The following is a 23,207-nucleotide window of genomic DNA, read 5'->3' as shown; positions in this document are numbered from 1 at the left end:
CCGTGACCGACACCCTCGCCACCGGAACGGCACGTACCGACCGGGAACGGGTGCTGGGGCGCCGCCGGGAACGCATCGGCCCCGGCGGTGACCCGGTCGCACCGGGTACGCCGGAGCAGCGGCATCCGGAGCCCACGTCCACCGACGCCTCGGGCGTGGTGCTGGACTGCGGCTGGGGCCGGCTGGTGTTCGGGCAGACGTTCGACGACCAGGTGCACGTGGCCGACGTGCTGCGCTCCGAGGCGGTCGGCGCCCGGGACATCTGCATCTACCTGCGCGACCCGCACGTGCTGGTGTCGCGGCTGCCGGACGAGCTGTTCATCGACCCGTCGCTGACGTACCGGCTGCCGCTGGGCGAGAAGCGGCCCGCCGCGACCGAGGGCGGCGAGGTGCCCGGGCTGACCGTCCGGCCGCTGCGTGACGCCGCCGACGCGGAGGCGGTGAACCGGATCTACGCGCGCAACGGCATGGTCACCGCCCCGGTCGAGGTGCTGGTGGACAACGCCGGCACGGACCGGTTCCTGCACCTGGTGGCCGAGGACACCACGGGTGAGGTGGTCGGCACCATCACCGGCGTGGACCACGTCGCGGTGTTCGGCGATCCGGAGAACGGCGCGAGCCTGTGGTGCCTCACAGTCGACTTCAACACCGCCCCGCCCGGCACCGGGCAGGCGCTGCTCACCGCGCTCGCCGACCGGCTCGACGGGCGCGGCCGGGCGTTCGTGGACCTGTCCGTGCTGGCTGAGAACTCGGGCGCGATCCGGCTGTACGAGCGCCTCGGCTTCCACCGCACCGGCACGCTCTGCGTGAAGCGGAAGAACCCGATCAACGAGCGCCTGTTCCTGCCCGCCATGCCCGAGGGGTACGACGAGCTGAACCCGTACGCGAAGATCGTCGCGGACGAGGCGATGCGCCGCGGCATCCGGGTGGAGGTGACCGACCCGCACTGGGGTGAGCTGAAGCTGACCACCGGCGGCCGGACCATCCACACCCGCGAGTCGCTGTCGGAGCTGACCTCGGCGGTGGCGATGAGCCGCTGCGACGACAAGCGGGTGACCCGGCGCATCCTCACCGAGGCGGGCCTGTCGGTGCCGCGCGGGCGTACCGCCACCGGTGAGCCCGACGACGTGGCGTTCCTGAACGACGTGGGTCCGGTGGTGGTCAAGCCGGCGCGGGGCGAGCAGGGCAACGGCATCACCGTCGGCGTGCGTACGCCCGAGGCGCTGACCGCGGCCGTCGAGCTGGCCCGCCGGTTCTGCCCGGACGTACTGATCGAGGAGCTGCGCGCGGGCGAGGACCTGCGGGTCGTGGTGATCGACCACGAGGTGGTCGCCGCCGCGGTACGCCGCCCGGCGCAGATCACCGGCGACGGGGTGCACGACATCACCGAGCTGATCGAGCGGCAGAGCCGCCGCCGGGCCGCCGCCACCGGGGGCGAGTCCCGCATCCCGATCGACGACATGACCCGCGAGGTGGTGGCCGAGGCCGGGTACCGGATGCACGACGTGCTCCCGGAGGGCGAGGTGCTCGCGGTACGCCGGACGGCCAACCTGCACACCGGCGGCACGATCCACGACGTGACCGCCGAGCTGCACCCGGCGATCGCCGAGGCGTGCGTGACCGCGAGCCGGGCGCTGGACATCCCGGTCACCGGGCTGGACCTGCTGGTCCCCGCCCCGGACCGGCCGGAACACGTGTTCATCGAGGCGAACGAGCGGCCCGGACTGGCCAACCACGAACCGCAGCCCACCGCCGAGCGCTTCGTCGACCTGCTCTTCCCGGGTACCCGGGCACCGCAGCGACTCTGGTCGCCGGCCGGTGCGGCAAGCTCTGGGGCATGACCGCACGCAAGCCCCAACCGCTCAAGCTCGACCTCGACTACCTCCGCCAGGTGCTGGTGGAGCTGCTGGAGATCCCCAGCCCGTCGGGGCGCACCGACCACATCCAGCAGTACGTGGGCGAGCGGCTCTCCGCGATCGGGATCAGCTCCACGCTGACCCGTCGCGGGGCGCTGAGCGCCTGTCTGCCCGGCCCCCGGTCGACCGGCGCCGACCGGGCGATCGTGGTGCACACCGACACCATCGGCGGCATGGTGAAGCGGCTCAAGGAGAACGGCCGGCTGGAGGTCAACCCGATCGGTACGCACAGCGCCCGTTTCGCCGAGGGCGCCCACGTGCGGATCTTCACCGACGACCTGGAGCGGGTCGTCACCGGCCAGGTGCTGCCGCTGAAGGCGAGCGGGCACCGCTACAACGAGGCGGTCGACCTGCAGGGCGTCGGCTGGGAACTGGTCGAGGTGCGGGTGGACGAGCCGGTGCACGACGAGGCCGGTCTGCGGGCGCTCGGCATCGACGCCGGGGACTTCGTGGCGTTCCTGCCCAACCCGACCATCACCCCGAACGGGTACGTCAAGTCCCGCCACCTGGACGACAAGGCGGGCGTGGCGGCGGTGCTGACCGCGTTCAAGGCGATGGTCGACGCCGGTGTCACCCCGGCGGTCACCGCGCACCTGCTGGTCACCGTCACCGAGGAGATCGGCCACGGCGCGAGCCACGGGCTGGACCCGGACGTCGCGGAGATCGTGTCGGTGGACGCGGCGGTGGTCGCGCCGGGCCAGCAGTCCCGGGAGACCGCGGCGACGCTCGCCATGGGCGACGGGGTCGGCCCGTTCGACTACCACCTGACCCGCAACCTCGCCTCGATCGCCAAGGAACACGGCGTCGACCTGGTCCGGGACGTGTTCGACTACTACCGCTCGGACGTGGCCGCCGCGGTCGAGGCCGGGGCGCACGCCCGGGTGGCGCTGCTCGGGTTCGGCGTGGACGCCACCCACGGCCACGAGCGCACCCACCTCGACGGCCTGCACCAGCTCACCCAGCTGCTCTGCCTCTACCTGCAGAGCCCGCTGGTGTTCCCCGAGTGGGACGCCGAGCCGGAGGGCGACCTGGCCGACTTCCCGTCGCTCGCCGTGCAGCCGGCGAACGAGGACGGCCCGCGCGAGGGCCCGATCGGCCTGGACTGACCGGGCCTGTGATCGAAATCCGTTGCCGCGGCCGCCGCGAAGTGGATAGCGTGGCGGTACACGGGAAAGGAGGTGGTCCAGACTTGTATAGCAATCGGACTCGTGAGGTGGCTGTCCGCTAGCCGCTGTCCTCGACAGTGAAATCTCGCCCGCCGCGAGGCGGGCACCTGCAGGATCGTCGAGACCGTGTGGCAGCGGTGCGGCGAAACCACGACAGCCACCCGACCCCCGGGGTGCCGGCCCAGTCCAGCCGGCCCGCGCGCGAGCGCGGAAGCCCCGGGGGTCGCTTTTTGCGCTCGGGAGGGTGCGGTGTCCATGCGTGAGCTGGTGGTGCTCGGTACGGCCAGCCAGGCCCCGACCCGGCAGCGCAACCACAACGGCTACCTGCTGCGCTGGGACGACGAGGTGATCCTCTTCGACCCGGGCGAGGGCAGCCAGCGGCAGATGCTGCACACCGGGGTCACCGCCACCGACCTGACCCGGATCTGCGTCACCCACTTCCACGGCGACCACTGCCTCGGGCTGCCCGGCATGATCCAGCGGCTCTCGCTGGACCGCGTACCGCGCCCGGTGGCTGTGCACTTCCCGGCCGGCGGCGCCGAGTACTTCGCCCGGCTGCGCCACGCCTCCAGCTTCTACGAGACCGCCGAACTGGCAGTCGAGCCGATCGACGTCGACGGGCAGCGGATCACGCTCGGCGTCGGCACGCTGGAGGCCCGCCGGCTGCGGCACCCGATCGAGACGTACGGATACCGGCTGGTCGAGCCGGACGGCTGCCGGATGCTTCCGGAGCGGCTGGCCGCGTACGGCATCGCCGGTCCGGACGTGGGGCGGTTGCTGCGCGACGGCCACCTGGACCGCGACGGGCGCCGCGTCACCCGGGACGAGGTGAGCGTCGTCCGGCCGGGGCAGCGGTTCGCGTTCGTGATGGACACCGGGCTCTGCGACGGCGTGTACGCGCTCGCCGAGCACGCCGACCTGCTGGTGATCGAGTCGACGTTCCTGGAGTCGGAGGCGGCGCTCGCCGCCGAGGTCGGGCACCTCACCGCCGGCCAGGCCGCGCGGGTCGCGGCCGAGTCGGGGGTACGCACGCTCGTGCTCACCCACTTCTCCCAGCGGTACGCCGACCCGCGCCGCTTCCACGACGAGGCCCGCGAGCACTTCTCCGGTGATCTGGTGATCGCCGAGGATCTTCAGACGGTACAGGTGCCGCCCCGGCGGGTACCGTCGCCCGGGTGACGATCTCCCTACGTTCCGCGACCGAGGCCGACCTGATGGCGGTCGGCGCCCTGCACCAGCGTTCCCGGGTGGCGGCGTACTCGTCGTTCCTGCCGCCCGAGGCGCTGGCCGACCCGACGCCGGAGGCGATGGGCCGCTACTGGGTGGAACGGCTGACCTGGGAGGGCGCGGACCACCGGATGACGGTGGCCGAGCGGGACGGGAAGCTGGTGGGCTTCAGCTACCTCGGGCCYGACGACGAGGGCGACCCGGCGACCGGGCTGCTCAACGCGATCCACCTGGAGCCGTCCGAGCGGGGCCGGGGCACCGGACGGGCGCTGATGGTGGACGCGCTCGACGCGATGCGGGCCCGGGGCTGGACGCGCGCGGTGCTGTGGGTGCTGCGGGACAACGCCCACGCGCGCCGTTTCTACGAGCGCGGCGGCTGGACCGCCACCGGTGATGAGCGGGACGAACACATCGGCCGGGTGCTCGTCCCCCAGCTCCGCTACGCCCGCCGCTTGTAAGGAAGGGCCCCTTATTAACGCCTCCGGTAGAGGAAGGGCCCCCTTTTAACACCGCGGTGTTAAAAGGGGGCCCTTCCTTACAAGCAGGGTCAGCGGGCGCCGAGGTGGGCCAGCAGGTCCTGGCGGGTCAGCACGCCCTTGGGCTTGCCGTCGACCAGCACCAGCGCCGCGTCCGCCTTCTCCAGCAGCCCGACCGCCTCGCTCACCGGCTGCCCGCCGCCGATCATCGGCAGCGGCTCGCCCATGTGCCGCTCGATCGTGTCGTGCAGGTGGGCCTGGCCGGTGAACAGCGCGTCGAGCAGGTCCTTCTCGGCGATCGAACCGGCCACCTCACCGGTCACCACCGGCGGCTCGGCCTTGAGCACCGGGAGCTGGGAGACGCCGTACTCGCGCATGTAGTCGATCGCGTCGCGGACCGTCTCGGTCGGGTGCACGTGCACCAGCTCGGGCAGGCCACCGGGCTTGCCGGCGAGCGCGTCGGCCACCGTCGGCTCGGTGCCCGAGTCGTCCAGGAAGCCGTACCGGGCCATCCACTTGTCGTTGAAGATCTTCGACAGGTAGCCCCGGCCGCCGTCCGGCAGCAGCACCACGATCACGTCGTCCGGGCCGGCCTTGCGGGCCACCTCCAGCGCACCCACCACGGCCATGCCGCAGGAGCCGCCGACCAGCAGACCCTCCTCGCGGGCGAGCCGGCGGGTCATCTCGAAGGACTCCTTGTCCGACACCTCGACGATCTCGTCGGCGATCTTCCGGTCGTACGTCTCCGGCCAGAAGTCCTCACCGACGCCCTCGACCAGGTACGGCCGGCCGGTGCCGCCCGAGTAGACCGAGCCCTCCGGGTCCGCGCCGATCACCTTGACCCGCCCCTCGGACGCCTCCTTGAGGTAGCGGCCGATGCCGGAGATGGTGCCGCCGGTGCCGACGCCCGCCACGAAGTGGGTGATCCTGCCCTCGGTCTGCTTCCACAGCTCCGGGCCGGTGGTCTCGTAGTGCGAGCGCGGGTTGGCCGGGTTGCTGTACTGGTTGGGCTTCCACGCGCCGGGGATCTCCCGGGCCAGCCGGTCGGACACGTTGTAGTAGGAGCGCGGGTCCTCCGGCGCGACGGCGGTCGGGCAGACCACCACCTCGGCGCCGTACGCGCGCAGCACGTCCTGCTTGTCCTGGCTGACCTTGTCCGGGCAGACGAAGACGCAGCGGTAGCCCTTGAGCTGGGCCACCAGGGCCAGCCCGACGCCGGTGTTGCCGCTGGTCGGCTCCACGATCGTGCCGCCCGGCCGCAGGATGCCCGCCTTCTCGGCGTCCTCCACCATGCGCATCGCGATCCGGTCCTTGACCGAGCCGCCCGGGTTGACGTACTCCACCTTCGCCAGCACGGTGGCCTGGATGCCCTCGGTGACGTTGCGCAGGCGGACCAGCGGGGTGTTGCCGATCAGCTCGACGACGTTGTCGTAGTACTGCACCTCGTTGTGCCCTTCGTCGCGCCGCCGTCGTGGGGCGGTCGGTCAGCCGTCAGTTCGCCGACCAGCGTACGTGCCGTCAGGGCACCACATGCCCCGGGATGACCGAGCTGCGACGTGCCTCCCACTCCAGGAACCGTTCCGTCTCGGCGAGCACGCTGCCGGCCAGCCAGGTGACCATCACCGCATCGTCGGCCAGCCCGAAGATCGCCAGCGGGATCTCCGGCAGCAGGTCGATCGGGCTGACGATGTACGCGGTCGCGCCGGCCATCAGCGCCAGGCGCAGGCCGCCGTCGTACTCGCCCCTGGTGGTGGCGCGGATCATCCTCGGCAGCGCCGCCAGCCGGGCCCCGAGCGACGGCCCGCCCCGCGTACCGGCCGCCAGCGCCCGGGCCAGCGCGGCGAACGCGGCGCTGCGCTTCAACGTCTTCCCCATGTCTTCGCCCCTCTCCGCCCGACCATGGTGCGGCCCGGGGGCAAGCCCGCGTCCGCCACCCCCATCGGTACCCAGTCCGGGCGCCGCCCAGCCATCCGATCAAGGACAGCAGTGGTCGTACCGGCGCGATACTGTCGGTTCATGGGGGACGCTGGTTCCGTCGCGCCGGTCCACTGGCAGCGCGTCCGGCAGATCGCCCGCCTCGCGGCGATCGGCACGGGCGCCACGGTGGCGGCCACCGCCGCCACCGGCGGGGTGCTGCTCGGCCAGGCCCGGCAGGCCCGGCGCACCATCCCGATGGCGCAGGCCCCGCCACCGCGCTGCGACGGCGTGTACGGCGCGAAGCTGCCCGGCCCGCCGGTCACCATGGTCATCCTGGGCGACTCCTCGGCAGCCGGCTACGGCGTGCACAGGCGCCGGGAGACACCGGGCTCGCTGCTGGCCACCGGGCTGTCCCGCCGCCTGCACCGGCCGGTACGCCTGCACCGGTTCGCCGTGGTGGGCGCGCTCTCGTCCGGGCTGAAACCGCAGGTCGAGTCCGCCCTGGAGGTCGAGCCGGACGTGGCGGTGATCCTGGTGGGCGGCAACGACGTCACCAACCGCACCCCGCCGGGGCTGGCCGTGCGCTACCTGGTCGACGCGGTCCGCACGCTGCGGGCGGCCGGCTGCGAGGTGGTCGTCGGCACCTGTCCCGACCTGGGCACCATCCGGCCGATCCAGCCGCCGCTGCGCTGGCTGGCCCGGCGCTGGAGCCGCCAGCTCGCGGCCGCGCAGACGGTGGGCGTGGTCGAGGCCGGCGGCCGGGCCGTCTCACTCGGCGACATGCTCGGGCCGCGGTTCGCCGCCGAGCCCGCCCGGATGTTCGCCTGGGACCGGTTCCACCCCTCCGCCGAGGGGTACGCGATAGCCGCGGCGGCGTTGCTGCCCACCGTGCTGTCCGCGCTGGGCGCGGTCCCGGAACGCAGGCCTGTCCTGCCCGGCGTGGAAGGCGTACGGTCGCTCCCGGAGGCGGCTCACGAGGCGGCCCGGCACGCCGGCACGGAGGTCAGCGGCGCCCAGCTCCGGGGTCGCGACCGCGGGCCCGGCGGACGCTGGGCGCAGCTTCGCCGACGGGCCTTCTTCGGCGTCGGCGCGCTGCCCCCGACCGGCAGCGCCGCCGACTCGGCCACCCTGGAGGAAACGGCATGAGCGAGCGAAGCGGAGTGCTGTCATGAGCGAGCGCAGCGAGCGAATCGGCCAGCTCAGCGCAAACGTGCCTCATGACGGCACGGAGCGAAGCGGAGTGCTGTCATGAGCGAGCGGAACGAGGTGGCCCGGTGGGGCCGGGCGGCGGCCCTGTCGCTGCTGGCCGGCACGGTGGGCGGCGCGGCGGTCCTCGCCGGGCAGGCCATCGCCGCCCGCAGCCGGGAGTACGCCCAGCCCGAGCTGGGTCTGGTGTTGCGCGCGACGGTCGGCCGGGCGGACGCGCCGCCGCTGCGCCTGGTGCTGCTCGGCGACTCGTCGGCGCTCGGTGTCGGCGTCGACCGCTTCGAGGAGACGATCGGCGGTCAGCTCGCGAACCTGCTCGCCGAGGGGCCGCACGGCCGCCGGGTGCATCTGTCCAGCGTCGGGGTCTCCGGCTCCCGCGCCACCGACCTGGCCACCCAGGTGGCCCGGGCGCTGCTCGGCGAGCGGCCCGACGTGGCGGTGGTGCTGATCGGGGCGAATGACGCGACGGCGCTGAGCCGCCCGGGTGACGCGGCCGCCTATCTCGGCTCGGCGGTGCGCCGGCTGCGGGAGGCGCACGTCGAGGTGGTGGTGGGCACCTGCCCCGACCTCGGCGCGGTACGCGCGGTCGCCGCCCCGCTGCGTCAGGTGCTCGGCTGGTCCGGCCGGCGGATGGCACGGGCCCAGACGGCGGCCGTGCTGGACGCCGGTGGCACGGTTGTCGACCTGGGCGCCGAGACGGGCCCGGTGTTCCGCGCGGATGCCGGCACGCTCTGCCGCGACGGCTTCCACCCGTCCGCCGACGGCTACCGGGTCTGGGCGCACGCCCTGCTGCCGGCGGTCGAGGCGGCGGCGACTGTCGCGTTCCGGCACCACCGCCGACCGCCCACGGGGTGACATTTCCCGCCCGCCGCACACCTTCCCGCGCATGTTACCGGCGCGTTAACGTTGGCTCATGCCGATTGAGTCGCCCCGCGACGCCGTCATCGTCGCCACCGCCCGGTCCCCCATCGGCCGCGCGTTCAAGGGTTCCCTCCGCGAGGTCCGCCCGGACGACCTCGCCGCCACCATCGTCCAGGCCGCCCTCGACAAGGTTCCGGCGCTCGATCCCACCACCATCGACGATCTCTACCTCGGGTGCGGCCTGCCCGGCGGCGAGCAGGGCTTCAACATGGCCCGGGTGGTCGCCACGCTGATGGGTCTGGACGGCCTGCCGGGCGCCACGCTGACCCGCTACTGTGCGTCCTCGCTCCAGACCACGCGGATGGCGATGCACGCGATCCGGGCCGGTGAGGGCGACGTGTTCATCTCCGCCGGTGTGGAGATGGTCTCCCGGTACGCCCGGGGCAACTCGGACACGCTGCCGCCGGAGGCGCAGGCGCTGGTCGGCGGCGGCTGGGAGAACCCCCGCTTCGCCGAGGCCCGGGAGCGTTCCGCGGCCCGCGCCCAGGGCGGCGCCGAGGTGTGGGCCGACCCGCGCGAGGCCGGGCAGCTCCCCGACATCTACCTCGCCATGGGCCAGACCGCGGAGAACCTGGCCCAGGTGTACGACGTGACCCGCGAGGACATGGACGCGTTCGGCGTCCGCAGCCAGAACCTCGCGGAGAAGGCGATCGCGGACGGCTTCTGGGCCCGCGAGATCACCCCGGTCACCACGCCGGACGGCACGGTGGTCAGCACCGACGACGGCCCGCGTGCCGGGGTGACCCTGGAGGCCGTGGCCGGTCTGAAGCCGGTGTTCCGCCCGGACGGCCGGATCACCGCCGGCAACTGCTGCCCGCTCAACGACGGCGCCGCCGCAGTAGTGATCATGAGCGCCGAGCGGGCGTCCGAGCTGGGGCTCACCCCGCTGGCCCGGATCGTCTCCACCGGCGTCAGCGCGCTCTCTCCCGAGATCATGGGCCTGGGCCCGGTCGAGGCGTCGAAGCAGGCGCTGAAGCGGGCCGGCATGACCATCGACGACGTCGACCTGGTCGAGATCAACGAGGCGTTCGCCGCGCAGGTGATCCCCTCGTACCGGCAGCTCGGCATCCCGGAGGAGAAGCTGAACGTCGCCGGTGGCGCGATCGCCGTCGGCCACCCGTTCGGCATGACCGGCGCCCGGATCACCGGCACGCTGCTCAACGCGCTGGAGTGGCACGACAAGACCATCGGTCTGGAGACCATGTGCGTCGGCGGCGGCCAGGGCATGGCGATGGTGCTGGAGCGACTGAGCTGAGACCGGTTCGCCGGCGCGCGGGCCGGGTACGGGAGGCCGTATGGCGACCGTCGTGGAACGTGAGCGCAAGTACTCCGGCGACGAGGGTTTCCAGCTGCCCGACCTGACCGGGTGCGGTGGCGTCGTGACCATGTCCGACGCCACCGTCTCGGATCTGGACGCCGTCTACTGGGACACCGACGACCTGCTCCTGCTGCGCAGCGGGCACGCGTTGCGCCGGCGTACCGGGGGGCACGACGCGGGCTGGCATCTCAAGGTGGGCGCGGTCGGCGGCGCGCGGGTCGAGCACCAGTTCCCGGCCGGGGCGTCCGACGACGGCCCGCCGGCCGAGATGGTCGCGCTGATCCGGGGCGCGTCGCGGGGCCGTACGGTCGCTCCGGCCGCCCGGGTGGTCAACCGCCGCCGGGAACGGCGGCTGCTGGACGCGGACGGCCGGGTGCTGGCCGAGGTGGCCGAGGACGACGTCCGGTCCGAGGATCTGGTGGACGGCGCCGCGCGGACCTGGCACGAGATCGAGATCGAGCTGGTCGACGGCGACGAGGCGCTGCTCGACGCGCTGGGCGAGCGGCTGCGCGCGGCAGGTGCCCGGGAGGTGGCGGTCAGCAAGTCGCACCGGGCCGTCGCGGGCCGGATCGAGCGCTTCGACGACCGGGAACCGGACGGCCCGGTGGGGCCGGTCCTCACGTACGCCAGGGCGCAGCGGGACGCGATCGTCGGCAACCACGCGGCCGCGTACCAGGGTGACGAGGGCGCGGTCCACGACATGCGCGTCGCGGCCCGCCGGTTGCGGGCGACGCTGCGTACGTTCCGGGGGTTGTGGGACCGCCGGGAGAGCGAGGCGGTCCGGGCCGAGCTGCGCTGGCTCGGCGGCGAGCTGGGCCGGGTCCGCGACACCCAGGTGATGGCGGCCCGGCTCACCGAGGCGGTGCACGAGCTGCCGGACGAGCTGGTGCTCGGCCCGGTGGCCGCGCGGATCGGCGAGCGGTTCGCGGCCGACCTGGCCGGGACGACGGTGGCGCTGCGGTCCGCGTTGGACTCCGACCGCTATGCCGAGCTGCTGGCCCGCCTGGATCGGCTGGTCGACGGCGCACCTGCCGACGTGGGCCGGCGCTGGGTGGACCGGCGGATCCGCAAGGCGGTACGCCGTGCTGACGAACGGCTGGACCGGGCGCTCACGCTCGAAGGGACGGCCGGGGACGCGGCGCTGCACGAGGCGCGTAAGAAGCACAAGGCGGCCCGGTACGCGGTGGAGGTGCGGGAGCCGAGCGCCGGCAAACCGGCCGCCCGCCTGGTGAAGCGGTTCAAGGCGCTCCAGGATCTGCTCGGCGCCCACCAGGATTCGGTGGTGACCCGGGAGACGCTGCGGCGGCAGGCGCTCCAGGCGTACGCCGACGGCGAGAACACGTTCACCTACGGCCTGCTGCACGGGAGGCAGGCGGAGGCCGCCGGCCACGACCGCCCGGCGGTCCTGCGGGCACGCGACCGGGCCCGACGCCGCAAGGCACGCCGCTGGCTCAACCCCTGACCGCCCCCGCCACCCGGTCGATCATGAAGTTAGCGGGGATCCGCGTCCGTTTTGTCGCCGCCAACTTCATGATCAACGCGACGAAAGGGCAGGGGGCGGGTCAGAGGGCGGCGCGGGTTCGGGTTATCGCCTCGGCGGCCTCGGCCAGGACGGGGGCGGGAGGATCGGCCAGCGTCAGGTCGGCGGTTACCACGCGGAGCTGGTCTGGGAGCGCCTGGTCGCTGGGGAGCCGGGGCACCTCGCGGCGCGGCTCACCCGCCGCGTCGGCGGCCAGGTTGGCGATCTCCTGGACCAGCTTGTGCACCAGGTCGGCCCGGGACACGTTGCCGCCCTCGGCCTTGGCCGACCAGCGCGGCTGCTGCCAGTGCCCCACCTGTCGGACCAGCAGGGTCACCGCCCGGTCCAGTTCCGCTGCGCTCATCGCCGCCGAGTCTACGGCGACGCCGGGCCGGAGCGTGCTCAGCGGCGTACGTAGCTGAGCAGGCGCAGGATCTGCCAGTACAGGAAGATCAACCCGACGAGCAGCCCGAACGCGCAGTACCAGGCGTAGCGACGGGGCAGCCGATTCGCGGCCGACCGCTCGACCAGGTCGAAGTCGAGGATGAAGCTGAGCGCCCCGGCGATGATCGCCACCACCGAGAACACGTACGGCAGCCAGCCCACCCGGTCGCTGAGGCTGTAGACGGCCACGCCCTGCCGCCCGGTGAACAGGTACGCGAACAGGTTGACCAGGCCGATCGCCACGATCCCGACGAGCGTGCCGATGACCAGGCGGGCCAGGCGCGGCGTGGCGCGTACCAGCCGGGCCCGGTAGAGCACCGCCATGCCGAGGAAGACGCCGAACGTGCCGACCACCGCCTGCGCCACGATGCCCGGGTAGACCAGTTCGAAGGCGCGGCTGGCCACCCCGAGCAGCAGCCCCTGCAACACGGCGTACCCGACGATGACCGGCGGACTGGTGATCTGCTTCAGCGAGATGACGAGCACCAGGGCGAGGCTGGCCAGCGCGCTTCCGGCCAGCGCGGCGGAGATCCACGCGGCCTGCGGCACCAGCACCCAGGACAGCGCCGCCGTGACGCCGGTGACCAGCAGCAGGCCCACGGTGCGGCTCACCACGTCGGCCACTGTCATCGCGTCGGCGGTTCCGACCCCGAGCACCTGCCGTTCGGCGCGGCCGACGTCGTCCAGCCGGTCCAGCACCGGATTGGCACTGCGCACCGTGACCACCTCCCGCCCACGTACCCGAGTCCCACTCTGCCCCGGGCGGCCCGGAAGAGGCGGGAAAACGGCGACGCCCGCCGCCGCGGATGCGGCAGGCGGGCGTCGGCGGAAAGCGAGACGTCAGTCGTCGCCCTGGAAGTAGCTGAGCAGCCGCAGGATCTCGATGTAGAGCCAGACCAGGCCGACCACGATGCCGAAGGCGGCCGTCCACGAGTAGCGCTGCGGGAGTCCCATCCGGACCCCCTCCTCGATGTCGGCGAAGTTGAGCACGAAGCTCAGCGACGCCACCACGATGCAGACCAGGCTGAAGCCGATGGCCAGCGGGCTGCCGTCGCGCAGGTGCGTGTTCACGCCGAACAGCGCCAGCACCAGGTTGACCATCATCACGCCGAACAGGCCGGCCATGATCGCCACCATGATCCGGGCGAACTTCGGGGTGGCCCGGATGATCCGCGCCTTGTAGATCATCGCCATCAGGAAGAACACGCCGAACGTGCCCGCGACCGCCTGGAGCACGATGCCGTCGTAGAGCGACTCGAACGCCTTGCTGACCATGCCGACGAAGACGCCCTCGATGATCGAGTACGCCACCACGAGCGCCGGGTTGGCCATCCGGGAGAACGAGATGATCAGACCCAGCACCAGGCCGACCACCGCGGCGCCGATCCACGCCACGCCGACGAGCGAGTCCGGCACGAGCACCCAGGCCGCAGCGGCCGAGGCGCCGAGGATGGCGAGCATGAGGACCGTCTTGACGACCACGTCGTCGAGCGTCATCGGGGTCACGGTGGGCGGTGCCACCGGCTGGCCGTAGCCGCCCGGGTAGGGCTGGGCGTAGGGCTGCTGCGGGTACTGCTGCTGGGGGTATCCGGGCTGACCGTAAGGCCCGGGCTGGGCGTACCCGGCCGCCCGCTCACGCTCTGCCGCCTGGCCGAGCCGGGCGAGCACCGGGTTCGAGGTCTTCACTTCTCAGGCCTCCCTCAGGGGGTCGATCGCACGTAGACGTGCTACTCCAGGGTAGACGTGGCCGCAATCGCGCGTGCGACGGCTAGCTGTGGGAAACCTGAGAGTTCGTGTGCCCGGGGCGGGGGTCGAACCCGCACGCCTTGCGGCAGCCGCTTTTAAGGCGGCCGTGTCTGCCGTTCCACCACCCGGGCGGGTGACACCGGCGCGCCGACACGCGCGGTGCAGATCTCACCGTAGCGGCTCGGCCGCGACCCGGCGTACCCCGACGGCTGCGGCCGTTATGGTCGAGGCCGTGACCAGCGCCGCCCGCACGGCCTCCGGGCCCGACCAGATCCGGGCGGCCCGCCCGGCGACGGTCACGCGGCGGATGACGGCCGCCGTCCGGCGGCGCCGCGCCGACCTGCTCGTGGCGCTGGCGTTCGCCGCGTTCGCCGCCTGGCTCACCCACGGCCTCTGGCCGGCGCCGGGCACGCGGGTACTCGCGCTCAACCCGGCCGACCAGACGCTGTACGAGTGGTTCCTGGCGCTCGACGCGCGTGCCCTGCGCGGCGAGCTGAGCCTGGTCAGCGACCGCCTGAACGCGCCGGACGGGGTCAACCTGATGGCGAACACCTCGGTCGTCGCGCTCGGCGTGCTGCTCGCCCCGGTCACGCTGGCGTTCGGCGCGCCGGTCACGTTCGCGCTGCTGGTCGCGCTCAACCTGGCCGGTACCGCGCTGGCCTGGTACCTGCTGTTCACCCGCGTCCTACGGGCCCGCCCGCTCGCGGCCGGGCTGGGCGCGTCACTGTGCGGCTTCGGGCCGGGCATGGTCTCGCAGAGCAACGGCCACCTGCACATGACCGCGCAGTGGCTGGTCCCGGCGCTGGTCTGGCTGGTGGTCCGGCTGCTGCGCGCGGCCGACCCGGCCGGGCGCCCGGACGGCCCGGACCGCCGCCGGATGATCTCGTCGGCGGCCGGGCTCGCCGCTGTCGTCACCGTGCAGGTGTTCGTCGGCGAGGAGGTGCTCTTCCTCACCGCGCTCACGCTGGCGGTGATGACGCTCGCGTACGGGCTGGCCGACCGGGAACTGCTGCGCCGGGCCGGTCCCGGCTTCGCCCGCGGGCTGCTGGGCGCGGCCGGGCTGGCGCTGCTCGTGCTGGCGTACCCGCTCTGGGTGCAGTTCGCCGGTCCGCAGGGCGTCGCCGACGGGATGTTCCCGCCCGCCTACTTCTCCGCCGACCTGGCCGGCTGGACCCGCCTCTCCGCGCTGACCGTGTTCGGCAGCCCGGAGGCGGTCCGGCTGACCACCGGTCCGGCCGAGTTCACCACGTTCCTCGGCTGGCCGCTGCTGCTGGTCGCGGTCGGCTGCGCGGCCTGGCTGGGCCGGCGGCCGCTGGTGGTGGCGCTGGTGGCAGGCGCGCTGGTGACGGCCGCGCTCGCGCTCGGCCCCGAGGTCGTGGTCGGCGGCGAACGGACCGGGCTTTCCGGCCCGTACCGGCTGCTGGCCGGGCTGCCGGTGGTGGACGGCGCGCTGCCGATGCGCTTCGCGCTGGYAGTGCTGCCGCTGGTCGGTACCGTGCTCACGCTCGCCGTGCACCGGGCGCTCGGCGAATCCGGCCGGGCCCGCCGGGGCGTCCCGATCGCGGTCGGYGCGGCGGTGCTCAGCGTCCTGCCGACGCCGCTGCCCACGATGGACCGGCCGCCGCTGCCCGAGTTCGTCACCGGCGGCCACTGGCGGCAGTGCGTACGCCCCGGCGGGGTGCTGGTGCCGGTGCCCACTGCCACTCCGCAGACCCCCTGGCCGATGCGCTGGGCCACCGCCACCGGCGTCGACTTCGGCATGCCGGAGGGCTTCTTCATCGGCCCGTACGGGCGGGGCGGCTCGGCCACCATGGGCACCTGGCAACGCCCCACCTCGGCCCTGCTCGCCGACGTGGCCCGCCGGGGCATGGCGCCGGCGGTCGGTGACCGGCAGCGCCGCCAGGCCGCCCGGGACGTCGAGTTCTGGCGCGCGTCCTGCGTCGCGGTGACCGACGACGCGCCGCACGCGGAGATGCTGCGCCGCACCCTGGAGCAGTTGTTCGGGCGGCCGGGTACGCGGCTCGCCGACGCCTGGACCTGGCGGTTCTGAGCCACGAAAACGGCGCGGGGACCTTCCGTTCGGAAAGTCCCCGCGCCGGATCCGTCAGACGCGCGCGGCGACCGGCGGGGCGGACGCCTCGGCGAACTCCTCACGCGGGTCGTGCAGCTGACCCAGCGCCACCACCTCACGCTTGAGGAAGAACGCCAGCGTCCAGTCGACCACCACGCGCACCTTGCGGTTGAACGAGGGGATCCGCGACATGTGGTACGTCCGGTGCATGAACCAGGCCGGCCAGCCGGTCATCTTGATGCCGTAGACCTGCGCCACACCCTTGTGCAGGCCGAGGCTGGCCACGCTGCCGGCATGCTTGTGCTTGTAGTCGACCGGCTCGCGCCCGCGGATCACGTTGGCGATGTTGTCGGCCATCCGCGCCGCCTGCCGCACCGCGTGCTGGGCGCTCGGCGAGCAGAAGTTGCCCGGCTCCTTGGTCAGGTCCGGCACGGCGGCGCAGTCGCCGGCGCTCCACGCGCCCTCGACCACCCGGTCGCCGTCCACGATCTGCAGCGTCGGCCGGCAGGTGACCCGGCGGCGCTCGTCGCGCGGGAAGTCCGTGGCGTCGAGCATCGGCGACGGCTTCACACCGGCGGTCCAGACGATGGTGTCGGACGGGAAGCTGTCGCCGTCGGAGAGCTTCACCACACCGTCGACGCAGGACTCCAGCCGGGTGTCCAGGCGGATGTCCATGTCCCGCTTCATCAGCTGCTGCACCGTGTAGGCGCCCATGTCCCGGTCGACCTCGGGCAGCACCCGCTGGGTCGCCTCGACCAGCACCCAGCGCATCTCCTCCGGCTTCAGCTCCGGGTAGTAGCGCAGCGCGTCGCGGGCCATGTCCTCCATCTCGGCGAGCGCCTCGATGCCGGCGTAGCCGCCACCGACGAAGGTGAACGTCAGCGCACGGCTGCGTACCGCCGGGTCGGTGGTGGAAGCCGCCACGTCGAGCCGGTCCAGCACGTGGTTGCGCAGGTAGATGGCCTCACCGATGGTCTTGAACCCGATGCCGTGCTCGTGCAGGCCGGGAATCGGCAGGGTGCGGGAGACCGAGCCGGGCGCGACCACCACGTGGTCGTACTGGATCTCCCGGGCCGGGCCGCTGATCGGCTGCACCACTGCGGTCATGCGGTCGTGGTCGATCCGGGTGACGGTGCCCGCCACCACGGTGCACTTGCGCAACTCCCGCCGCAGCGGCACGACGGCGTGCCGCGGGGAGATGTTGCCCGCCGATGCCTCCGGGAGGAACGGCTGGTACGTCATGTGCGGCTGCGGGTCGACGACGATGACCTCGGCCTCACGCCTGCTCAGCTTCTTGGACAGGCGCAGAGCGGCGTACAGGCCCACGTGACCGGCACCCACGACAAGGATCCGCTTCGGGTTCACGTCATCTATCTTTCCCCGGGGGCCCCCGGTAATCCCGCGCGAGACCCCCTTCTGTGACGGAGCACAACCCATGTGACCTGCGCAACGTCATCGGAACGCTGCGTCACTTGCGGCGCAGCAACCAGCCCAGCAGCGCGCTCAGCCCCACCGCCACCAGCAGCCCCACCACTGTCGCCGCCTGCGAGCCGTCCGTCCCGCCGACGCCACCCAGCCACGCCAGCACCACGCCGAGCACAGCGCTGGCGAGCACCACCCCGCCCGCCCGGCTCAACCACCGGAACACCACGTCCGGGTCGATCAGTCCGTCGTAGGGCAGCAACGCGGCGAGCGCGCAGAGCGAGTGCGCCAGATAGAGCAGCGTCGCCACGGCGAGCAGCCGCCACAGCGCCGGCGGCCGGGCGAAGCCGAGCGTGGCCAGCAGCCAACCGCCGACCGTCACCAGCGCGGTGAACGTCGGCCAGATCCGGCGCGGACCGAACGCCGGCAGCACCGCGGCCACCGCCAGGGCCAGCAGCGAGCGCGCGGTGAGGGCCTGCACCGGGTACGCGAGCAGGAAACCGGCCAGCACGGTGAGGAAGATGCCGCCGCGTACCAGCAGCGGCAGCGGGCTGACCCGGGCGGCCGCGTACCGCAGTGCCCGTACCCGCTCGACCAGGGCGTCCGTCACTGAGCCGGCCTTTCGTTCGCGACTGCGGGACTCCGCTTCGCTGCGTTCCTCGCGCTCACCGCAACCCTGCCTTCGGGGCGGTCGCCAGCCGGGCCACGTCGCGGAGCACCTCGTCCAGGCTGCCCGCGCCGGCCCAGCGCACCACCGGCACGCCGTGCTCGCGGAGCTGGCCGATCATCGTGTCCCGGTCCAGCCGCCACAGCCGGTACGCCACCTCGGCCCAGCCCCGCTCCTTCGGCACCGGCAGTTCGGCCGGCAGCGTGTCCACCGCCACCACGAACCGGCCGCCGCGGGCCAGCCGGGCCAGCATCTGCGCGGACCGCTCGTCCAGCAGCGGGGTGAGCACCACCACGAGCGCGTCCGAGGAGAGCAGTTGCGGGCCGAAGACCTGGTCGTACGGCTCGTGCGGGGACGACTCGGCGTGCACGTCGAGCAGCCACTCCAGCACGGTCAGGTACTGCCGCCGCCCGGTGGCCGGACGCAGCCGGCGGGCGGCCGGGCCGTACTCCAGCATCGACACCCGGTCGCCGCGGTGCAGGTAGTGCTCGGCGATAGCGGCGGCGGCCCGAACCGTGGTGTCCAGCACCGACGCCGGGCCGTTCACGCCACCGGAGCGGCCCGCCTCGGCGAGCACGTCCAGCAGCACCACCACCTCGGCGTCCCGGTCCGAGAGCGTCGCCGCCACGTGCAGTTGGCGGGCTCGCAGCGACACCCGCCAGTCGATGCGGCGCAGCCGGTCGCCGGGCGCGAACACGCGTACCCCGGCCAGCTCGCCGCCCTCCCCCGGCCGCCGCGATCGGTGCGCGCCGACCAGCCCGGCGGCCCGGGGCATCGCCTCGACCGCGTCGAACGGCTCGGTACGCGGGTAGACCCGGGCCCGGATCGGTTCGGTGATCACCGCGCGGGAGACCAGCAGCCCGTCGGCGACGGCGACCCGCACCCCGGCCGGTCCGATCGGGTGCCGCCCCCACCGCAGCGCCGTGCCGGTCAGCTCCAGGTCGACGGCGCTGCCCCGGGGTACGGAGGTGACGAACGGGCGGTCCGCCCCGCCGGAGCGGCTCACGTCCAGCCCGGTGCCGCCGAAGCCGACCTGCTCCACGCGCAGCCAGCGCGACATCCGCGTCCGCACCACCGCGAGGTCGTACCCGACCAGGTCCGGGTTGGCCACCGCGACGGTCGCGGCCAGCGGGGAGCCCTCGACCAGGTGGGTGTCCCCGACGCCCAGTTCCAGTTCCGGCAGGCCCGCGGGGCGGCGGCGCAGCGCGTACGCGGTGCCCAGCGCGAACGGCGTGGCGAGCACCACCAGGTCGATGCGGCCGAGCAGGACCGCCGCGACGAGCAGCACGCCGGTGAGCAGCACGGCCCGGCCGAGCGCCCAGGTGGGCGCCCAGCCGCTCGCCGCCTCGGCCCGATCCATCAGCGCCCGGCGGCGTAGCTGGGCAGCGCGCCGCTGGCCGGGGCGGGCGTGGACTCCAGCACCTCGCCGACCACGAACGCCGGGTCCACCCGGCGCAGCCACATCTCCGGCCGCAGCGTGATCCGGTGCGCCAGCGCGGGCGCCGCCACCGCCTTGACGTCCTCCGGCACCACGTAGTCGCGGTTGGCGAGCACCGCCCGGACCCGGGACAGCAGCAGCAGCGCCAGCGAGCCGCGCGGGGACGCGCCGACGAGCACCGACGGGTGCTCCCGGGTGGCGGCGGTGAGCGCCACGATGTACCGGCCGACCGAGTCCTCGACCACCACGTCCTCCAGCGCTGCCTGCATGGCGCGCAGCGTCGCGGCGTCCACCACCGGCTTGATCTCCGCCTCCTCGCGGCGGCGGGCGATCCGGCGGCGCAGCACGTCCCACTCCTCGTCGTGGCTGGGGTAGCCGAACGACACCCGCAGCAGGAACCGGTCGAGCTGCGCCTCCGGCAGCGGGTACGTGCCCTCGTACTCGATGGGGTTGGCGGTGGCGAGCACGTGGAACGGCTCGTCCAGGCGGTAGGTCACGCCCTCCACCGACACCTGCTTCTCCTGCATCGCCTCCAGCAGCGCCGACTGCGTCTTCGGCGGCGTCCGGTTGATCTCGTCGGCGAGCAGCAGGTTGGTGAACACCGGCCCGGCCCGGAACGCGAAGTCGCCGCTGCTCTGGTCGTAGAGGAACGAGCCGGTCACGTCGGCGGGCAGCAGGTCCGGCGTGAACTGGAGCCGCCGGAAGTCCAGCCCGAGCGCCTGCGCGAAACAGCGCGCGGTGAGCGTCTTGCCCAGGCCGGGCAGGTCCTCCAGCAGCACGTGACCACCGGCGAGGATGCCGGCCAGCACCAGCTCCAGCGCGTCCCGCTTGCCGACCACGACGGTGCCGACCGCCTCCAGGACGGCCCGGGCGAGCCGGCCCACCTCGGCGGGGGCCATGCTCCGGTCCACGTCGTTCATCAGATCTTCTCCAGTTCGGCGACGATCGCCGCGAGGTCGCGCGGCGACGGAGGGCGGCGGGCGGGGGTGGTGAGGAACGTCCACAGTGGCTCGCCGAGCACCGACCGGGCGCGGGCCGGATCGGACTCGCGGGTGACGCCGTGGCGCTGGCGCAGCCGCTCGTCGGCCAGCTCGCCGAGGCGCGGCAGGATGCGTTCGGTGAACCGCTCCCGGTTGTCGGCGGACCAGTCCAGCGGGCGCTCCCAGCCGTTGATCGCGGTGCGCAGCGCGTCCCGGGCGGACCAGTTCCAGGTGCCGGGCTCCTCACCGGCGGGCGTCCGGGCGCCGGCGCGGGGCGGCGGCGGGGGCGACAGCGCGGCGGTGACCCGGCGTACGGCGAGCACGGCGAGCACCCCGGCCACGATGATCCAGATCGGCACCTTCAGGCCGACCGCGCGCAGCCCGACCACGACCACCACCACGACGGCGGCCGTGACCGCGGCGGTCCGCAGCAGCAGGCGTGCCCGGCCACCGCCCGAGGGGCGTACGTCCTCCCCGGCGGGCTCCTCGCCGAACGACAGCAGGTCGTCGATGCTGGTGCTCACGACGCCTCCCCCGCCAGGCTGGTCAGCTCGCCGCGCAGCCGGCGCAGCGCGGCGCGGGCCTGATCCCGGGTGTGCTCGTCGACCGGGTGCGTGGCGTACCGGGCCTCCCGGTAGACGTGCGCGAACCCGTCGAGCACGTCGGCGCTGGCGATCGCCGGGATGCCGGCCTCCGGGTCGCCGCGCAGCAGCCGGGCCACCAGGTCGGTCGGGGTGTCGCCGGTGTGCCGGGGCACGCCCGCGTCCTCGGCGGCCTCCTCCAGGCGTACCCAGCACGCGATGACGGCGGTACGCGGGTCGGTGGAGCGGTCGTCCAGTTCGACGAGCCCAGCGTCGAGCGCGGCCACCACCTCACGCGCGGTCCCCTCGGCGGTACGCCGGGAGCGCCGCACCGGCACCGCCCGGGTCGTCCGCCGCAGCGCGCCCCGGAGCACGTTCCACAGGACGTACCCGATGGCGCCCAGCACCACCGCGAACAGCAACGCCACGGCGGCGGTGGCCAGCCAGTCGGGCACACCGCCCGCTGTGGACTCGCCCACGTCGCGGGGTTCCACCGGGTACGACGGCACCGCCTCGGGCGACGGGTACTCCGGCACGTACGGGATGGTGTCCGCGGCCGGCGGGATCCGGCTGGCCCCGATGGCGGAGTGACCGGCGGCGAACGCGGCGAGCGCGAGCAGCACCGTCACCGCGGCGACCGGCCACCACCTGCGCAGTACGCCGAAATCCATCCCACCGCCTCAGGTGTTCCTCAGTCCACCCCGGCCAGGTCCTTCGCCCGGGTGAACACGTCGTCCAGCATCGCCGGTGTGAGCCGGCCGGTGAACGTGTTCTGCTGGCTGACGTGGTAGCAGCCCAGCAGGTCCGGCACGGACTCGCCGGACCAGTGTGCCCCATGGCCGAACGCCGGTCGCGGCGTGGGCGGTCGCTGCCCGTACACCTGACGGAGCACCGGCCACCACGCGGCCCACGCGAAGGCACCCAGCGCGACCACGACGCGCAGCGTGGGCCGGATCAGTTCGACCTCGCGGTGCAGCCACGGCGCGCAGGTGTCCCGCTCGGCCGGGGTGGGTTTGTTGTCCGGCGGCGCGCACCGCACGGCCGCGAAGATGCGGGTCTCGCGCAGCGTCAGGCCGTCGTCGGAGGCGACGCTCGTCGGCTGGTTGGCCAGCCCGGCGCGGTGCAGCGCGGCGAACAGCACGTCACCGGACCGGTCCCCGGTGAAGATCCGGCCGGTGCGGTTGCCGCCGTGCGCGGCCGGCGCCAGACCGAGAATGGCGATACGCGCGTCCGGCGGGCCGAGGCCGGGCACCGGCCGTCCCCAGTAGTCCTGGTCGCGGAACGCGGCGCGCTTGACCCGCGCCACCTCCTCCCGCCACGCCACCAGGCGCGGGCAGGCGAAGCAGTCGCTGACCGCGCCGTCGAGGTCGGCCAGGTCGGCCGCCCGCGCGGCGCGGGCGACCACGTCCTGCGGGGTACGCGACTCAGCCAAGCTTCGCCCGGAACAGTTCCAGCGTGCGGGCCCAGGCGGTGGCGGCGGCCCGCTGGTCGAAGTGCTCCGGCCGGTCCTCGTTGAAGAACGCGTGTGCGGTGCCCGGGTAGTCGAACGTCTGGCAGGTGCCACCGGCCGACTCGATGGACCGGCGGACGCTCTGCACCCCGTCGGCGGCGGAGAGGCCGTCCGCCTCGGAGCAGTGGATGAGCGCGGCCTTCCCGGCGTAGCCGGCCCAGCCGCCTTCGTCCGCCGCTCCCACGGCCATGCCCTCCCAGGGCAGGCGCGGGTAGAACCCGGCGGTGGCCACGATGCGCTCGGAGAACGTGCCGGACCACAGGGCCAGGCTGGCGCCCGCGCAGAACCCGGCGCAGCCCACCTTGCCGGCGACCTCGGGCCGGCTCGCCAGGTATTCGGCGGCAGCGGCGATGTCGCTCGCCGCCTCGTCCATCTGGGAGCTGTTGAGCATCAGCCGCGGCTCGGTCGGCTTCACGGCCGGTCCGCCGTGCCGGAAGTCGGGCGCGAGCGCGACGAAGCCGGCCTCCGCGAAGCGGTCGACCACGGCCCGTACGTGGGGTACGAGACCCCACCAGTCCTGGATGACGATGACCGCCGGGCTGGCCACACCGCCGGAGGGTATCGCGAGATACCCCTCGCTCGTCCCCCCGTTGCCGGTGAAGCTCACCATCTCGCCCATGGGCCCGTCCTCCTTGCGGTCAGTCAACGTTGGCTGGTCGCACAGTTGGCTGTTACGTGCCGG

At 73.6% G+C, this 23,207-nt stretch carries 22 protein-coding genes and 1 tRNA gene; 9 read left to right on the top strand and 14 right to left on the bottom strand.

Annotated features, from left to right (window positions below):
* The first annotated feature begins 2 nt into the window (after positions 1-2).
* The 4 genes from ngg to A8711_RS03460 all read left to right on the top strand — a co-directional run bounded on the left by ngg (position 3) and on the right by A8711_RS03460 (position 4,767).
* Positions 3-1,841: an N-acetylglutaminylglutamine synthetase gene (ngg, locus tag A8711_RS03475; RefSeq protein WP_069087427.1), complete on the top strand. Its 1,839-nt coding sequence runs from the start codon at positions 3-5 to the stop codon at positions 1,839-1,841.
* Positions 1,838-3,022: an osmoprotectant NAGGN system M42 family peptidase gene (locus A8711_RS03470; RefSeq protein WP_030501323.1), complete on the top strand. Its 1,185-nt coding sequence runs from the start codon at positions 1,838-1,840 to the stop codon at positions 3,020-3,022. Before ngg ends, A8711_RS03470 begins: the two co-directional genes overlap by 4 nt.
* Before the next feature lie 309 nt (positions 3,023-3,331).
* Positions 3,332-4,261 carry a ribonuclease Z gene (locus tag A8711_RS03465; RefSeq protein ID WP_043326533.1) on the top strand — a complete coding sequence of 310 codons (930 nt, stop codon included), beginning with the start codon at positions 3,332-3,334 and terminating at the stop codon, positions 4,259-4,261.
* Positions 4,258-4,767, top strand: a complete 510-nt coding sequence (locus A8711_RS03460; RefSeq protein WP_043326535.1) for a GNAT family N-acetyltransferase — start codon at positions 4,258-4,260, stop codon at positions 4,765-4,767. The genes A8711_RS03465 and A8711_RS03460 overlap by 4 nt, the downstream gene beginning before the upstream one ends.
* Before the next feature lie 89 nt (positions 4,768-4,856).
* Here the strand turns inward: A8711_RS03460 and A8711_RS03455 are convergent, their stop codons facing one another.
* Together A8711_RS03455 and A8711_RS03450 are read right to left on the bottom strand one after the other, a co-directional pair.
* Positions 4,857-6,227, bottom strand: a complete 1,371-nt coding sequence (locus tag A8711_RS03455) for a cystathionine beta-synthase (RefSeq protein ID WP_043326537.1) — start codon at positions 6,225-6,227, stop codon at positions 4,857-4,859.
* Between the two features lie 76 nt (positions 6,228-6,303).
* A complete protein-coding gene (locus A8711_RS03450) occupies positions 6,304-6,660 on the bottom strand; it encodes a YkvA family protein (RefSeq protein ID WP_013474058.1) in 357 nt (118 codons plus the stop codon).
* Between the two features lie 141 nt (positions 6,661-6,801).
* Between A8711_RS03450 and A8711_RS03445 the strand changes: the two genes are divergently transcribed.
* The 4 genes from A8711_RS03445 to A8711_RS03430 all read left to right on the top strand — a co-directional run bounded on the left by A8711_RS03445 (position 6,802) and on the right by A8711_RS03430 (position 11,609).
* Positions 6,802-7,848: an SGNH/GDSL hydrolase family protein gene (locus tag A8711_RS03445; RefSeq protein ID WP_043326540.1), complete on the top strand. Its 1,047-nt coding sequence runs from the start codon at positions 6,802-6,804 to the stop codon at positions 7,846-7,848.
* A gap of 102 nt (positions 7,849-7,950) precedes the next feature.
* Positions 7,951-8,763 carry an SGNH/GDSL hydrolase family protein gene (locus A8711_RS03440; protein WP_069087426.1) on the top strand — a complete coding sequence of 271 codons (813 nt, stop codon included), beginning with the start codon at positions 7,951-7,953 and terminating at the stop codon, positions 8,761-8,763.
* A gap of 58 nt (positions 8,764-8,821) precedes the next feature.
* Positions 8,822-10,084, top strand: a complete 1,263-nt coding sequence (locus A8711_RS03435; protein ID WP_043326544.1) for an acetyl-CoA C-acetyltransferase — start codon at positions 8,822-8,824, stop codon at positions 10,082-10,084.
* 40 nt (positions 10,085-10,124) lie between these two features.
* Positions 10,125-11,609, top strand: a complete 1,485-nt coding sequence (locus A8711_RS03430) for a CYTH and CHAD domain-containing protein (RefSeq protein ID WP_069087425.1) — start codon at positions 10,125-10,127, stop codon at positions 11,607-11,609.
* Positions 11,610-11,709: 100 nt separating this feature from the next.
* On the opposite strand, the gene A8711_RS03425 is transcribed toward A8711_RS03430, so the two are convergent.
* The 4 genes from A8711_RS03425 to A8711_RS03410 form a co-directional block, all read right to left on the bottom strand.
* Positions 11,710-12,030, bottom strand: coding sequence for a hypothetical protein (locus A8711_RS03425; RefSeq protein ID WP_069087424.1), 321 nt, complete (start codon positions 12,028-12,030; stop codon positions 11,710-11,712).
* Between the two features lie 38 nt (positions 12,031-12,068).
* Positions 12,069-12,827 (bottom strand): Bax inhibitor-1/YccA family protein, encoded by a 759-nt coding sequence (locus A8711_RS03420; RefSeq protein ID WP_030501314.1) that lies wholly within the window; start codon positions 12,825-12,827, stop codon positions 12,069-12,071.
* A gap of 123 nt (positions 12,828-12,950) precedes the next feature.
* On the bottom strand, positions 12,951-13,796 hold the full coding sequence (locus tag A8711_RS03415; RefSeq protein WP_069087423.1) for a Bax inhibitor-1/YccA family protein: 846 nt from the start codon (positions 13,794-13,796) through the stop codon (positions 12,951-12,953).
* A gap of 110 nt (positions 13,797-13,906) precedes the next feature.
* Positions 13,907-13,987 (bottom strand) — tRNA-Leu (locus A8711_RS03410).
* 101 nt (positions 13,988-14,088) lie between these two features.
* On the opposite strand from A8711_RS03410, the gene A8711_RS03405 reads away from it, so the two are divergent.
* Positions 14,089-15,906 carry a hypothetical protein gene (locus tag A8711_RS03405; protein WP_255365588.1) on the top strand — a complete coding sequence of 606 codons (1,818 nt, stop codon included), beginning with the start codon at positions 14,089-14,091 and terminating at the stop codon, positions 15,904-15,906.
* A gap of 54 nt (positions 15,907-15,960) precedes the next feature.
* Here A8711_RS03405 and A8711_RS03400 read toward each other — a convergent pair whose 3' ends face one another.
* From A8711_RS03400 to A8711_RS03365, 8 genes are all read right to left on the bottom strand, one after another.
* Entirely contained in the window at positions 15,961-17,292 is a 1,332-nt protein-coding gene (locus A8711_RS03400) for an NAD(P)/FAD-dependent oxidoreductase (protein ID WP_043326553.1), read from the bottom strand.
* A 103-nt stretch (positions 17,293-17,395) separates the two neighbouring features.
* Positions 17,396-17,959, bottom strand: coding sequence for a hypothetical protein (locus A8711_RS03395; RefSeq protein ID WP_069087421.1), 564 nt, complete (start codon positions 17,957-17,959; stop codon positions 17,396-17,398).
* A 55-nt stretch (positions 17,960-18,014) separates the two neighbouring features.
* The gene (locus tag A8711_RS03390; protein ID WP_069087420.1) at positions 18,015-19,376 is read right to left on the bottom strand and encodes a DUF58 domain-containing protein; all 1,362 of its coding nucleotides are present in this window, start codon (positions 19,374-19,376) and stop codon (positions 18,015-18,017) included.
* Positions 19,376-20,374 carry a MoxR family ATPase gene (locus tag A8711_RS03385; protein ID WP_043326556.1) on the bottom strand — a complete coding sequence of 333 codons (999 nt, stop codon included), beginning with the start codon at positions 20,372-20,374 and terminating at the stop codon, positions 19,376-19,378. Before A8711_RS03385 ends, A8711_RS03390 begins: the two co-directional genes overlap by 1 nt.
* A complete protein-coding gene (locus tag A8711_RS03380) occupies positions 20,374-20,958 on the bottom strand; it encodes a hypothetical protein (RefSeq protein ID WP_043326557.1) in 585 nt (194 codons plus the stop codon). The genes A8711_RS03385 and A8711_RS03380 overlap by 1 nt, the downstream gene beginning before the upstream one ends.
* On the bottom strand, positions 20,955-21,686 hold the full coding sequence (locus tag A8711_RS03375; RefSeq protein WP_069087419.1) for a DUF4129 domain-containing protein: 732 nt from the start codon (positions 21,684-21,686) through the stop codon (positions 20,955-20,957). Before A8711_RS03375 ends, A8711_RS03380 begins: the two co-directional genes overlap by 4 nt.
* Positions 21,687-21,706: 20 nt before the next feature.
* Positions 21,707-22,420, bottom strand: a complete 714-nt coding sequence (locus A8711_RS03370; RefSeq protein WP_043326559.1) for a uracil-DNA glycosylase — start codon at positions 22,418-22,420, stop codon at positions 21,707-21,709.
* A gap of 19 nt (positions 22,421-22,439) precedes the next feature.
* Positions 22,440-23,144, bottom strand: a complete 705-nt coding sequence (locus A8711_RS03365; RefSeq protein WP_043326560.1) for a dienelactone hydrolase family protein — start codon at positions 23,142-23,144, stop codon at positions 22,440-22,442.
* Positions 23,145-23,207 lie beyond the last annotated feature (63 nt).

Origin of the sequence: Micromonospora sp. II (assembly GCF_001709195.1) — a bacterium.
GTDB lineage: Bacteria > Actinomycetota > Actinomycetes > Mycobacteriales > Micromonosporaceae > Micromonospora > Micromonospora chalcea.
Note: the sequence above shows the minus strand (reverse complement) of the source record. Positions and strands in the feature narration are given on the sequence as shown.

Coding starts and splice junctions, on each gene's coding strand:
- A8711_RS03470 (WP_030501323.1), top strand. CDS start 1,838: ATGACCGCACGCAAGCCCCAACCGCTCAAGCTCGACCTCGACTACCTC.
- A8711_RS03450 (WP_013474058.1), bottom strand. CDS start 6,660: ATGGGGAAGACGTTGAAGCGCAGCGCCGCGTTCGCCGCGCTGGCCCGG.
- A8711_RS03445 (WP_043326540.1), top strand. CDS start 6,802: ATGGGGGACGCTGGTTCCGTCGCGCCGGTCCACTGGCAGCGCGTCCGG.
- A8711_RS03440 (WP_069087426.1), top strand. CDS start 7,951: ATGAGCGAGCGGAACGAGGTGGCCCGGTGGGGCCGGGCGGCGGCCCTG.
- A8711_RS03435 (WP_043326544.1), top strand. CDS start 8,822: ATGCCGATTGAGTCGCCCCGCGACGCCGTCATCGTCGCCACCGCCCGG.
- A8711_RS03430 (WP_069087425.1), top strand. CDS start 10,125: ATGGCGACCGTCGTGGAACGTGAGCGCAAGTACTCCGGCGACGAGGGT.
- A8711_RS03425 (WP_069087424.1), bottom strand. CDS start 12,030: ATGAGCGCAGCGGAACTGGACCGGGCGGTGACCCTGCTGGTCCGACAG.
- A8711_RS03390 (WP_069087420.1), bottom strand. CDS start 19,376: ATGGATCGGGCCGAGGCGGCGAGCGGCTGGGCGCCCACCTGGGCGCTC.
- A8711_RS03385 (WP_043326556.1), bottom strand. CDS start 20,374: ATGAACGACGTGGACCGGAGCATGGCCCCCGCCGAGGTGGGCCGGCTC.
- A8711_RS03375 (WP_069087419.1), bottom strand. CDS start 21,686: ATGGATTTCGGCGTACTGCGCAGGTGGTGGCCGGTCGCCGCGGTGACG.
- A8711_RS03365 (WP_043326560.1), bottom strand. CDS start 23,144: ATGGGCGAGATGGTGAGCTTCACCGGCAACGGGGGGACGAGCGAGGGG.